The organism is Kaistella sp. 97-N-M2, from assembly GCF_021513235.1.
Lineage (GTDB): Bacteria > Bacteroidota > Bacteroidia > Flavobacteriales > Weeksellaceae > Kaistella.
Genome location: NZ_CP090976.1, coordinates 1,029,209 through 1,041,536 on the forward strand (window position 1 = coordinate 1,029,209; position 12,328 = coordinate 1,041,536).

Below are 12,328 nucleotides of genomic sequence, written 5' to 3' on the forward strand. Positions count from 1 at the left end.
TAAATTGTAATGTGTTTACTTTTAACTTGGCAAAAATAGCACATTTAACAGAAAATTAACAACACAAACACAGAGCAATTCGTGAGTGGCGGTAATTTGTAACTATTCTAAATTACAAATGTTGCTATAATTTTTATTTGTTATAAATTTGCCCAAAATAAATATTGATGAAATATATTCTTAAAATATTTGCCACCCTCGCGCTTTTTGCAATTAATGCGATTGACGCCCAACAGGTTGTAAAGAACGACACGATTTCCGGAACTCCTTTATCTATGACGATGGACAAAAAAATCGATGATCTATTGGTGAATATGGAAGAGAAATGCTCCACCAATCTTGCGAACAATTCTACACCTGCGTGGAATGGTGGCAGCGACGATTCCCCCAAATCGACGCCAAAAATTACAATTCCGGAGAGGGAACTGAGCCGCGCCGAGATTTGCCGAAGAAATCCCCGCATTATGGGATATAAAATTCAGTTGGCGGTAGTAAAAAGCAATGAGGAAGCCAGAGAGGTTGGCATGTTTTTCCGCAGAAGATTCCCAAATATGAAAGTCGAGATCGACGCTTCTTTACGACCCAATTATAAAGTGATGGCCGGAAGTTACTTAACGAAACAAAGCGCCGCCTCAGATTTATCCAAAATTAAACAATATTTTAAATCGGCAGTCTCCATACAGTACCGAGTGTTTTGCGTTGAAGCAAAATAACTGTCCGATCAAATATTAAAAGCTCCGAAATTCGGAGCTTTTTGCTTTTCTGTATATTCGTTAATCTAGTTTTTCACCAACAAACGGAAACCTTCCCCGTGAACATTAATGATCTCCAAACCATCATCTTCGCGCAGTAATTTTCTCAATTTGGCGATGTAAACATCCATACTTCTGGCGGTAAAATAGTTTTCTTTCTTCCAGATCTTTCTCAAAGCCAGATCCCGGGGCATAAAATCATTTCTGTGCATGCAAAGCAACTTCAGCAACTCGTTTTCTTTTGGAGAAAGTTTATATTCGTTATCGTTCACTTTTAACTGCCTCAACATCGAATCAAAGTAAATATTACTGATCTTGAACTGCTCCTGCTCGTCGTCTTCCAAAACGGCACTTCTTTGCAGGATGGCTTTAATTTTATAAAGCAAAAGCTCTGTATCAAAAGGTTTTGTAATATAATCATCAGCACCCAGCTGGTAACCTTTCAAGATGTCTTCGCGCATATTTCGCGCCGTTAAAAATATAATCGGGATGTTTTTATCGATCCTTTTTACGTCTTCAGCCAAACTGAAACCGTCCTTTTTCGGCATCATCACATCGAAAATACAGATGTCGAATTCGTTTTCTGTAAACTCTTTCAAACCCTGCTCCCCATCGGTCGCGAGATTAACTTCAAAATTATTAATGGTTAAATAATCCTTTAAAACAGCACCAAAACTTTGGTCGTCTTCTACTAACAAGATCCTGTTACTCATAATTTTATTTGGTTTAATTTTATTATCGGTTAAAAGTTTCCCTTTACCTTTTCTTTTTATTAGTGATCAACTTAACGTTAACCCTGATTCATGGGTAATTTTATCGTAAACGTGCTGCCTTTATCTTTTTGGGAATCTACGATTACGACCCCTTTGTGCAGTTCTATTATTTTTTTCACATAAGACAAGCCGAGTCCCTGCCCTTTCACATTATGAATATTTCCGGTTTCCTCGCGGAAAAATTTCTCGAAGATCCGAACTTTATTGTCTGTTTCCATCCCCATTCCTTTATCCGAAATTTCAACGACATACCAATTGCCTTCATTACGGGTTTTTACTTTAATTTCTGGTGTTTCGGGGGAATATTTGTTTGCATTGTCCAGCAAATTCACCAAGGCATTAGAGATGTGAAACTCATCAATTTTAAAGGTGTACTGCTCAGTATTGAATTCCTGCGTTAAGGTTCCGTTGCGCTGTGCCACAATCAAACCAAAAGATTCGGTAATTCTTTTAATTAAAGAGCGGACATCAGTTTCCTTTAAAAATAATTTCACCTCATTGCGTTCCAACTTACTCATGTTCAGCACATTTTCCACCTGGTGCTTCATGCGCAGGTTTTCCTGTTTGATGAGGGCCGAATAATATTTCACTTTATTGGGGTTCGTCGCTATTTTGTCGTTGGCTAAAGAATCGGTGGCGACTGAAATTGTGGCTAAAGGCGTCTTAAACTCGTGCGACATGTTATTGATGAAGTCTGTTTTAACCTCCGCAATTTTTTTCTGCTTCATCATATAATTGATGGAAATAATATAGATGCCCAAGATCGTTAGTAACGACATGAAAGTTCCCAAAAGCATGGGTAAATTATTTTTCGCCAGAGAATAATCTTTCCGCGGGAAAACGACAGCCAACGTGTAAAGCGTTCGATCCTTATTATCGGTGAATAAAGGATAGGTGTAATTATTTTTATCTTTTTGATCCTCATAAATCGCGTTCGAGACCTTGGTCACTGCACTTTTTTTATCCATCACCGCGAAACCGAAACTGGTATTCAGGCCATTTAGGCTCAACTCTTTCGCCAGGATGGAATCCAGTATTTTGCCCTGCACGCGCTGCTCAATGGGAAGATTCGAGGCACTTAATTTTGCAAATTGTCGCAGCGCATACGTATTGTTGTTGATGTCCTTGCTCAGTTGCGCGGTTAAAGGCTCCGCGGTATTGGGCGCCTTTTTTATCTTCAGAATTCCTTCATCGGTATAAAGCTTCGTGAACTTGATGCTGTCGCCCTTCTGGGAAATAGGGAAGTTTTGGTTTTCGACAATGCTTTTCTGGAAGGTAATGGTCATTTTATTCGCCGAGTCCGAATTTTGCTGAATGTAGGTTTGAGTCGGCTGATTGCTGCTGTCAACCACATTTTTCGCAAAGTTTCGGTAATCCTGGTTCAGGTATTTCTCCACCTCCATTTCCTGTGTTTTAAGAGCCGAAGATTCCAGAGCTGAATAGACTTTATTGGAAAAATCCTGATTTAAAGCAGAATACAATTCCCTAATCCAGTATAACTGCAGAGACACGAAAACGATCATGGAGATCGTCATCAATACTGAAATAAACGGAATAAACTTATTGTTCATTTTTAATTTGAATTTGAATTGTTAAAATTACTCATTTTAACACTATGAAAACAATTTTAACGCATAAATATTGTGTATACAGTCTTAAAAAACTTTTTTTTAACAGATTAACATTAAATCTCTTGTTTTCAGCGTGTTTTAAATTGGTGTGTCGGCAATTATATTTAAATTTGATAAAAATCTGAAAATGGAAACCACAATAACATTTAATATCGACGATAAAGCTGCCACAATCTTCGTCATGAAAACCTTCGATGCGGAGGTAGAAGAAGTTTGGAAGCATTTCACCGAAGCCGATCTTCTCGACCAGTGGTGGGCACCCAAACCCTGGAAGTGCGAAACGTTAGAAATGGATTTTCAGCCACAGGGTTTCTGGCGCTATGCCATGGTTGGTCCGGAGAATGAAAGACATTATTCCAAAGTTACTTTCAATGATATTACTTTTCACCGTAGCATTTCCCAGCGATGCACGTTTACCGATGAAAGCGGAAATGAAAAGACGGCTATGCCTGCGGAAAATTGGTTAATCGGTTTTACGGGCGTGCAGGAAGGCACAAAACTCACCGTTAATCTGCATTACCACTCTCTGGAGGAAATGACTAAAATGCTCGAAATGGGCTTTGAAGGCGGTTTTAAAAGGGGTTTAAACCAGCTGGAAGAAATTTTAAATAAAAAAAGACCGGTTTTCTAACCGGTCTTTTTTATGCTATAGCAATTCTTCATCAATAAAATACTGAATGATCGCCTTCTTCATCAGAATCTGCTGCTCATTCGGTTTTAGTTCCGGCAGCTTTTCCACTTCTTCGAAATGCGGGTAACCGTCGTCGTCATAATGCGAAAATTTATAATAACCAAAGGGTTCCAAAAGGCGGCACACCGCGATGTGCAGAATATTCACCTTGTCGTCTTTCGTATATTTCTGCTTGCCGCTGCCGAGTTCCTGCACGCCGATTAAAAATAAAAGGGTGTCGATCTGCGGATGCTTTTCGGTATCAAAGTTAGCGACGAAAAAGGCCTCAACTTCTGCCCAAAGTTCATTGTCTGTTTTATTTTCCATGAATTTTGTTTTCTAATTTCATTAAAAATGCATATTCCAAAGAATCTTCTTTTAAAGATTCGAACCGTCCGCTCGCGCCGCCGTGGCCGGACGTCATATCTGTCTTAAACAGCAAAAGATTGGTATCGGTTTTCAGTTCCCGAAGTTTCGCCGTCCATTTTGCGGGTTCCCAGTATTGAACCTGAGAATCGTGCAACCCTGTGGTGATCAATATATTAGGATAGTTTTTCGCCTCGATGTTGTCGTACGGCGAATAGGATTTCATATAATCATAAAATTCTTCCTCCTTCGGATTTCCCCATTCGTCAAATTCCCCCGTTGTTAACGGAATTGTTTCGTCGAGCATCGTGGTCACCACATCTACGAAAGGAACCTGTGCCACGATTCCGTTGAAAAGTTCCGGCGCCATATTTACAACTGCGCCCACTAATAGACCACCGGCACTGCCGCCCATCGCATACAGATGCTTTCCGGAGGTGTAATTTTCGGAAATCAAATGTTTTGCCGCATCTATAAAATCAAAGAAGGTGTTTTTCTTTTGAAGCATTTTTCCGTCTTCATACCAATCTCTCCCCAAATATTCGCCGCCGCGAATGTGGGCGATGGCGTAAACAAAACCTCGGTCTAAGATGGAAAGCCGCACATTCGAAAAACTGGCATCAACGGTGTGTCCGTAACTTCCGTATCCATATAAAAGCAATGGCGTGTCCGCAGATCGCGGCGTGTCTTTATGGTAAACGAGCGAAATTGGAACGCTATTTTTCCCGTCCCGCGAAGGTGCCCAGATTCTTTCGGAAATATAATTCTCCTGGATAAATTTACCGCCCAAAACCTCCTGCTCTTTTAGAACGGTGATGGTTTTTTCCTTCATATCGTACTCCAAAGTCGAACTCGGTTTCGTTAAAGAAGTATACCCATAACGCAGTTTTTGGGTATTGAACTCTAAATTCAACCCAATATACGCAGTGTAAGTGGGATCTGAAAACTCCAGATAATGCGACGTATTAGCTTCGTGGTCTATAATTTTAATCTGAAGCAAACCCTCGGTTCTTTCTTCCAGAACCAAAAAATTATTAAAGATTTCAAAACCTTCGAGCAAAGTTTCTTCGCGGTGCGGAATAACTTCTACCCAGTTTTCCATGCCCGGCGCGGAAACTTTGGTTTTTACAATTTTGAAATTTGTTGCTTCGTCCGCGTTGGTGATGATGTAAAATTCGTCTTTATAATGTTCTACGGCATATTCCAGATCATCAATCCGGGGTTGAATGATTTTCCATTCCGCCAAAACATTATCTGCCGGGATAAAACGGTGCTCGTCCGAAATCGTGCTGGAGCTCGCGATGAAAATGTATTCTAAAGATTTTGTTTTGAAAACATTCACATCAAAAGTTTCATCTTGTTCATGAAAAACCAGAACATCCTGAGATGAATCTGTGCCCAACTGATGCATATAAACCTGAAAGGCACGCAGGCTCTCATCTTTTCGAATGTAAAAAACGTGGTCATTATCATTTGCCCAAACTGCTTTTCCGGTCGTAAAAGGTATTTGGTCCTGAAGAATTTCTCCCGTCTCCAGGTTTTTAAAGTGTATGGTATAAATTCTTCGTCCAATATTATCGGAAGAGTAGCTCATCAACTTATTATTGGGCGACACGGCAACACTACCTATCTCCAAAAACTCCTGGTTTTCGGCCAGGATATTAACATCGAGTAAAATTTCTTCTTCGTTTTCTAAATTTTTATATTTCCGGCTGAAAATAGGATATTCTTTTCCGATTTCATGCCGCACGATATACCAGTACTGGTTGAAAAAGTAGGGTAAACTTTCATCATCTTCCTTGTAGCGGGCTTTCATTTCGTCGAAAAGATCCTGCTGAAAATTCTCCGTATCTTTCATTACAAAGTTGCAGTAGGCGTTTTCTTCTTCCAGATATTGGGTGACGGCGGGATTTTCTCTTTCGTTCATCCAGAAATAGTTGTCGGTTCTTTTATCGCCGTGAAATTCGAGAATATTCGGTATTTTTTTTGCTTTCGGAGCGTTCATTTTTGGGAGTAATTTAAAGCAGAATTTGCCTCCTTTTCAGAGAAAAATCCTGTAAATTTAGAATTATTAAAAAGTAAAACCATCTTTATCCAGGAAAAAGACGGTTTTAAAAAAAGTTCGAAACGGAATTATTTTTCCAGATTTCTTATGTATTTTTCAATTGCCATGGTCATGGACGGGCTTTCTTTGCTGGGCGCCATCACGTCTACACGCAATCCGGCTTCTACTGCCGCCTGTTCTGTAGCGGTACCAAAAACCGCGATCTTAGTACCGTCCTGCTGAAAGTTTTCGAAATTTCTGCTTAGGGATTTAATTCCCTGCGGACTGAAGAAGACCAACATATCGTATTCCAGCACGTTGATATCGCTCAAATCACTGGAGACCGTTTTGTACATGGTTGCACGTGTCCAGTCGATGGGCGCGGTTTCCAAAACTTTCTGCACGTCTGAACTTAAAATATCGGCTGCCGGCAACAGATATTTTTCTGAGGGGAATTTCTTGAAAAGCGGCAACAAATCGCTAAAGGTTTTTTCGCCAAAAGAGATTTTTCGCTTGCGGTAAATGATGTGCTTTTGAAGGTAGTTTGCAATCGCTTCCGACTGGCAAATGTACCGCATGGAATCGGGCACCGTAAAACGCATCTCTTCTGCCAGGCGGAAATAATGATCTACCGCATTTTTGCTGGTAAAGATAATTCCGGTAAACTGTGCCAGATCGATCTTCTGTGCTCTAAGCTCCTTTGCATCAACGCCTTCTACGTGAATAAAGGGCCTGAAATCGATTTTTATTTTTTCCTTCTTCGCCATTTCCAAATACGGAGAAGATTCGTTCGGAGCTGGTTGTGAAACCAATATAGACTTTATTTTCATCATTAAAATTTAAAAGAACAATATCTTCCAAAGCACCAATATAGGTACAATTTGAAGGGTGCAAATATACAAAAATTTATAATACCACTTTTCCGGCATAATGCCGTTTGGATGGAAGAAATAATACAATAATTTAAAGAAGAGAATAAACAGAATTCCCCAAAAATAAAAGGGAAGAAGCCGGTGATGATCCAAATCATAAAAATAAGCCGCCACGCACAAAATGATAAGAAGCATCGAGATAAAAAAGTAAAATTTCGCGGCCGTAAAATAAAAGATCTGCCATTTTTTTATGGTGCCGGTGCCGGCAAAAAAAATGTAGGTGAACAGGTTTCTAACAAAATAAAAAGCCAAAACCGAAAAGAAAGTGAAGCCGAACCTATTGAGTTCAAATCCAAAAAAGTGGAGATCGCTCACCGCCTTTGGTACGGTAGGAATAAATTGAGAGAGAAAAGTGGCGAAAAGAAGCGAAAAAACAAAACTGATAATAAGCCAGCTCAAAAAATTATTAGTGGCATCCGGAAACTGCTGCAACAGAAATTCTTTTACAGTAGCGTCCCGCTGCAGGGAGCGGAACATAAAAATGTAAAGGAAAATACAGCCGATAATAATGAAAACCACCCAATCGTTTTGCTGCGCAATTCTGACCAATTTTTAAACTTTTTGCAAAAGTAAGCATATTAAAAATAATGAAAGTGTACCACCCTATTTCGGGCGGACAATAAAGCGGGAAAAGTTTATCTTTGCGAATTAATTGATACGATGAAGAAACTGGTCATTATCCCGACCTACAACGAAAAAGAAAATGTCGAAAGCATTATTTCCGCTGTTTTTGCGCTGGAGGAGGATTTTCATATTCTCGTGGTAGATGATTCTTCACCGGACGGAACTTCGGAAATCGTAAAAAGACTCCAGATGTTGCACCCCAATTATCTTCATTTGAGCATTCGAAAAGTAAAAGACGGTCTAGGAAAAGCATATCTGCATGGTTTTGCCTGGGCTTTGCAAAATAATTACGATTACATCTTCGAGATGGACGCGGATTTTTCGCACAACCCGAAAGACCTTAATAAACTCTATAAAGCCTGCCAAAATGCAGACATGAGCATTGGCTCGCGCTATTCGAAAGGAGTGAACGTGGTTAACTGGCCGATGGGGCGGGTATTACTCTCCTATTTTGCGTCGAAATACGTGCGCACTATTTTAGGAATCGCCATTCACGATACCACGGCGGGATTTGTCTGTTTCAGCAGAAAAGTTTTAGAAACCATTGATTTGAATGACATCAAACTTAAAGGATACGGTTTCCAGATCGAAATGAAATTTCGGGCCATAAAAAAAGGATTTAAGGTTGTGGAAGTTCCGATCATCTTCACGAACCGCGAACTGGGAGAAAGCAAAATGAACGGCGGAATTATTCACGAAGCCGTTTTCGGCGTCTTAAATTTAAAATGGAAATCCCTCCTTGGAAAATTATGAAAAAGTTCACTTTAATTATTTTTTCATTTTTAATAAGCTGTTCAGAAATTATTGATCCACCGAAAAATTTAATTGAAAAAGATAAGATGTCGCAAATTGTTGCAGAATTCGCCACCAACGATCAGATCAGCACCTACATTCCTGGGACCGATATGGAGAATGCCACGCGGATGGCTTTAAAAAAAATGAACATTAAATCCGAAGACTTTGTAGAAAGTTATAAATTTTACATGGCGACCGGAGATTTGGAACAGATACTGAACAATGCGCAGGAAATCATTCTGCAAAAAGATCCTGCAGCACGGGATTATATAGAAAAAAATTAAAAGACAACCAAAACGTACCCTCCTTTGCCCGATAATATGATGCCTCCATTTTTTGAAATAAACCAAACTACCACCGGAAAAGCCAGAGCCGGAACCATTACCACCGATCACGGACCCATTCAAACCCCGATTTTTATGCCGGTGGGAACAGTGGCTTCTGTAAAGACGGTTCATCAAAGAGAATTAAAAGACGATATTAAAGCTCAGATTATTTTGGGAAATACGTATCATCTTAATCTTCGACCAAAAATGGACATCATGCAGGCGGCAGGCGGATTGCACAAATTTATGAACTGGGATTTGCCCATCCTCACAGATTCGGGCGGCTATCAGGTTTTTTCTCTGTCGAAATCGCGCAAACTGAATGAAGACGGCGTAAAATTTAAATCGCATATCGACGGCAGCACCCATTTTATTTCTCCCGAAATTTCCATGGAAATTCAGCGGCAGATCGGCGCCGATATTTTTATGGCTTTTGATGAATGTACGCCGTATCCCTGCGAATATAATTTAGCCAAAAAATCAATGCACATGACGCACCGCTGGCTGAAAAGATGTACGGACTGGAATGAAAAAAACGGTGAAATTTATGGCCATAAACAACACTTTTTTCCCATTGTGCAGGGTTCTACTTATGCGGATCTGCGAAAAATTTCTGCAGAAAAAATTGCCGAAAGCGATCAGGTCGGTAATGCCATTGGCGGACTTTCCGTCGGAGAACCTGAAGAAGAAATGTACCGCATCACCGATATCGTTACCGATATTTTACCGCGGGAAAAGCCCCGCTACCTCATGGGCGTCGGCACGCCGTGGAATATTTTGGAAACCATAGGCCTCGGCATTGATATGATGGATTGTGTAATGCCTACAAGAAACGCAAGAAACGCCATGCTTTTTACATGGAATGGTATAATGAACATGAAAAACAAGAAGTGGGAAAGCGATTTTTCGCCTTTAGACGAGTTTGGGACAAGTTATGTAGATGCGGAATATTCCAAAGCGTATGTCCGTCATTTATTTGTTGCAAAAGAATATTTAGCGAAACAAATTGCCTCCATCCACAATCTTGCCTTTTATCTGGATTTGGTTAAAGTAGCGCGCGAACATATACTGGCGGGCGATTTTTACGAATGGAAAGATTCCGTTGTACCTGTTTTAAAGCAAAGACTGTAGTTATTTATAGAATACATGAAGATTCTCGATATATACATCATCAAAAAATACCTCGGAACTTTCGGGTTTATGCTGGGGCTGCTCACCATTATTATTCTGGTGATCGACGTTCAGGCGAAAGCACCCCGAATTGAATCGAACGGATTTACGGTGACGGAATTTCTAATCAATTTCTATCCCTTTTGGATTATTAATTTGGTCATCACATTCATGTCCATTCTGGTTTTTATATCGGTAATCTTCTTTACATCCCGAATTGCAAACAATACAGAAATTGTGGCGATCATCAGCTCCGGCGCCAGTTTTCACCGTTTTGCACGGCCTTACTTAATAACCTCGGGCTTAATTGCGGTTCTGGCACTTTTGTTAAATCATTATGTTTTACCGATTTCAAATACGAAGAAAAACGAGCTCGAACCTTATACCTACAACGCTGTAAACCGGGAAGAAATTACGGGCAACGCGGAAGTTTCTACCCAACTTTCGAAGAGCGAATACATTTTTATCAAAAGTTACAACAAGAAAGAAAAACGCGGCTCCGGCTTTATCTACCAGAAATTCGACGCGAAAAGAAAGCTAATTTATCAGTTGAACGCCACCGAATTTTTCTGGGAAAAAGACAAAAAACATTTCGTCCTCAGTAATTACCTGGAGAAAACCATCAATAAAAATGATACCGAAAAACTAGGCAACGGCAACTCGATGACCAAAAGTTTTGGACATCCGCCGGAAGAACTGTTCCCCGATGTTTTGCTGGGACAAAATAAAACCACGCCGGAACTCATCAAATTCATCGACAGAGAAAGGGAAAAAGGGAATGCCAACCTTAATAATTACCTGAATGAACTGCATCAACGAACATCGATGCCGGTTTCTGTAATTATTCTTACATTTTTGGCGCTGTCTTTATCCTCCCAAAAAAAACGCGGTGGTTTGGGCATCAATCTCGCCATCGGAATTGCCCTGGCTTTCGTTTTTGTATTTTCTTTTGAAGTTCTAAAAGTAGTTTCCGCTAATAAAACGCTGAGTCCCCTTTTAGCCATGTGGCTTCCAAACCTTTTTTTCGGACCTGTGGCGCTTTTCCTTTATTTTAAAAGAGCCAATCAGTAAAGCAGTTCTATTTCTTTATGAAAAAACTTCTGTAATCCGTCGTTTTCAAGATCTACCCACAGAAATCCCTCGGAATCGACTTCTTTTATAATGCCATTTTGTCTTAAACCTTTCATCTCGAAAACGGAAACCACCTCTTTGCGAAAAAGTTGTTGATTAAGTTTGTCCAATAAACATTCTTCCTTTATCGCTCTTGGAAGATTCATGCATAAAAATTCGTGGAGGGCGAGCGTAAGGTCTTCTAAATTACATTCTAATCCGGCTTGCGTTAATAAGGAACCTGCCTTAGGCAGATCATCAAAATTCTGCTGCAACACATTCAGTCCAATGCCAATAATAAAATACGTATTTCCGTGGATATTTTTTTCTCCACAAGCAGTCCCGCTACTTTCTTGTTTTTAATAATGATGTCGTTCGGCCATTTTATTTCTATCGGTATTTTTGTCATTTTGGCAAGGAAATCTCCCAATAATACGGCGGTATGAAAATTGAGCAAATGATCGGGTAATTTAAAATGGTCTGAACCCATCGCCAGAGATAATGCAACATTCATGCTTTCTGCAGATTCCCAGGAATTGCCGTATTGTCCTTTTCCTTTTGTTTGGTTAAAAGTGTAAACGGACATTATCTCATCTGAATGTTGTGATAAAAATGGCAGTATTGCGTCATTGGTTGATTCGCATTTTTTCAGATAGATAATTGTGACCATTTAAGAAAACTTTAAGAGTTAGAAGGGGTAAATTTCAGACTAATTAAATAAAAAAACGATAAATTTGCAGATTATACAAAATTTTTAATGAATAAAACAGATGACAAGCAACTACTGATCGACAAAATAGTAGAAGCAATGCAAGATACAAAAGGAGAGGAAATCCTAATTTTTGACTTATCAAAAATTGAAAACTCAGTCGCAGAAACATTCGTTATCTGCAGCGGAAACAGCAACACTCAGGTTTCTGCCATCGCAGGAAACATCGAAAAAAAGGTACGAAACGACCTTCAAGACCGCCCGTGGCACGTAGAAGGAAATGAAAACGCCTTGTGGATTCTTCTCGATTACGTTTCTGTTGTCGTGCACGTTTTCCAGAGAGAGACCCGCGAATATTACGAAATCGAGGAACTTTGGGGCGATGCAAAAATCACCAAGATCGAAAATTTAAATTAATGATATTTG

General features: G+C 39.8%; 15 protein-coding genes. 7 read left to right on the forward strand and 8 right to left on the reverse strand.

The genetic code is table 11. The features are described 5' to 3' along the window. Window positions 1–167: 167 nt before the first annotated feature. The gene (locus L0B70_RS04920) at window positions 168–713 is read left to right on the forward strand and encodes an SPOR domain-containing protein (protein WP_235143180.1); all 546 of its coding nucleotides are present in this window, start codon (window positions 168–170) and stop codon (window positions 711–713) included. Window positions 714–778: 65 nt separating this feature from the next. On the opposite strand, the gene L0B70_RS04925 is transcribed toward L0B70_RS04920, so the two are convergent. Both L0B70_RS04925 and L0B70_RS04930 read right to left on the reverse strand, forming a co-directional pair. Then, window positions 779–1,465: a response regulator transcription factor gene (locus L0B70_RS04925; RefSeq protein WP_235143181.1), complete on the reverse strand. Its 687-nt coding sequence runs from the start codon at window positions 1,463–1,465 to the stop codon at window positions 779–781. A gap of 77 nt (window positions 1,466–1,542) precedes the next feature. After that, the gene (locus L0B70_RS04930; RefSeq protein ID WP_235143182.1) at window positions 1,543–3,096 is read right to left on the reverse strand and encodes a sensor histidine kinase KdpD; all 1,554 of its coding nucleotides are present in this window, start codon (window positions 3,094–3,096) and stop codon (window positions 1,543–1,545) included. A gap of 187 nt (window positions 3,097–3,283) precedes the next feature. On the opposite strand from L0B70_RS04930, the gene L0B70_RS04935 reads away from it, so the two are divergent. Further along, window positions 3,284–3,787 (forward strand): SRPBCC domain-containing protein, encoded by a 504-nt coding sequence (locus L0B70_RS04935; protein WP_235143183.1) that lies wholly within the window; start codon window positions 3,284–3,286, stop codon window positions 3,785–3,787. Between the two features lie 15 nt (window positions 3,788–3,802). Here L0B70_RS04935 and L0B70_RS04940 read toward each other — a convergent pair whose 3' ends face one another. The 4 genes from L0B70_RS04940 to L0B70_RS04955 form a co-directional block, all read right to left on the reverse strand. After that, complete coding sequence (locus L0B70_RS04940) at window positions 3,803–4,153, reverse strand: hypothetical protein (RefSeq protein WP_235143184.1); 351 nt, start codon at window positions 4,151–4,153, stop codon at window positions 3,803–3,805. After that, window positions 4,143–6,197: a S9 family peptidase gene (locus L0B70_RS04945; RefSeq protein ID WP_235143185.1), complete on the reverse strand. Its 2,055-nt coding sequence runs from the start codon at window positions 6,195–6,197 to the stop codon at window positions 4,143–4,145. The genes L0B70_RS04940 and L0B70_RS04945 overlap by 11 nt, the downstream gene beginning before the upstream one ends. Window positions 6,198–6,325: 128 nt before the next feature. Further along, window positions 6,326–7,066, reverse strand: coding sequence for a uroporphyrinogen-III synthase (locus L0B70_RS04950; protein WP_235143554.1), 741 nt, complete (start codon window positions 7,064–7,066; stop codon window positions 6,326–6,328). Window positions 7,067–7,075: 9 nt separating this feature from the next. Further along, window positions 7,076–7,717 (reverse strand): DUF4271 domain-containing protein, encoded by a 642-nt coding sequence (locus tag L0B70_RS04955; RefSeq protein WP_235143186.1) that lies wholly within the window; start codon window positions 7,715–7,717, stop codon window positions 7,076–7,078. Window positions 7,718–7,828: 111 nt separating this feature from the next. On the opposite strand from L0B70_RS04955, the gene L0B70_RS04960 reads away from it, so the two are divergent. From L0B70_RS04960 to L0B70_RS04975, 4 genes are read left to right on the forward strand one after another with little or no spacing between them, the layout of a single operon-like run. Beyond that, window positions 7,829–8,545: a polyprenol monophosphomannose synthase gene (locus tag L0B70_RS04960; protein ID WP_235143187.1), complete on the forward strand. Its 717-nt coding sequence runs from the start codon at window positions 7,829–7,831 to the stop codon at window positions 8,543–8,545. Next, window positions 8,542–8,871, forward strand: a complete 330-nt coding sequence (locus tag L0B70_RS04965; RefSeq protein WP_235143188.1) for a DUF4296 domain-containing protein — start codon at window positions 8,542–8,544, stop codon at window positions 8,869–8,871. The genes L0B70_RS04960 and L0B70_RS04965 overlap by 4 nt, the downstream gene beginning before the upstream one ends. Before the next feature lie 36 nt (window positions 8,872–8,907). Further along, on the forward strand, window positions 8,908–10,044 hold the full coding sequence (tgt, locus tag L0B70_RS04970) for a tRNA guanosine(34) transglycosylase Tgt (RefSeq protein WP_235143189.1): 1,137 nt from the start codon (window positions 8,908–8,910) through the stop codon (window positions 10,042–10,044). A 15-nt stretch (window positions 10,045–10,059) separates the two neighbouring features. Then, complete coding sequence (locus tag L0B70_RS04975) at window positions 10,060–11,154, forward strand: LptF/LptG family permease (protein WP_235143190.1); 1,095 nt, start codon at window positions 10,060–10,062, stop codon at window positions 11,152–11,154. Here L0B70_RS04975 and L0B70_RS04980 read toward each other — a convergent pair. Beyond that, on the reverse strand, window positions 11,148–11,471 hold the full coding sequence (locus L0B70_RS04980; protein ID WP_235143191.1) for a hypothetical protein: 324 nt from the start codon (window positions 11,469–11,471) through the stop codon (window positions 11,148–11,150). The two genes, L0B70_RS04975 and L0B70_RS04980, sit on opposite strands and share 7 nt — an antisense overlap. Window positions 11,472–11,473: 2 nt before the next feature. After that, window positions 11,474–11,863: a biotin--[acetyl-CoA-carboxylase] ligase gene (locus tag L0B70_RS04985; RefSeq protein WP_235143192.1), complete on the reverse strand. Its 390-nt coding sequence runs from the start codon at window positions 11,861–11,863 to the stop codon at window positions 11,474–11,476. 87 nt (window positions 11,864–11,950) lie between these two features. Here L0B70_RS04985 and rsfS point away from each other — a divergent pair, with 87 nt between their 5' ends. Next, on the forward strand, window positions 11,951–12,319 hold the full coding sequence (rsfS, locus tag L0B70_RS04990) for a ribosome silencing factor (protein ID WP_235143193.1): 369 nt from the start codon (window positions 11,951–11,953) through the stop codon (window positions 12,317–12,319). The last annotated feature ends 9 nt before the right edge of the window (window positions 12,320–12,328 follow it).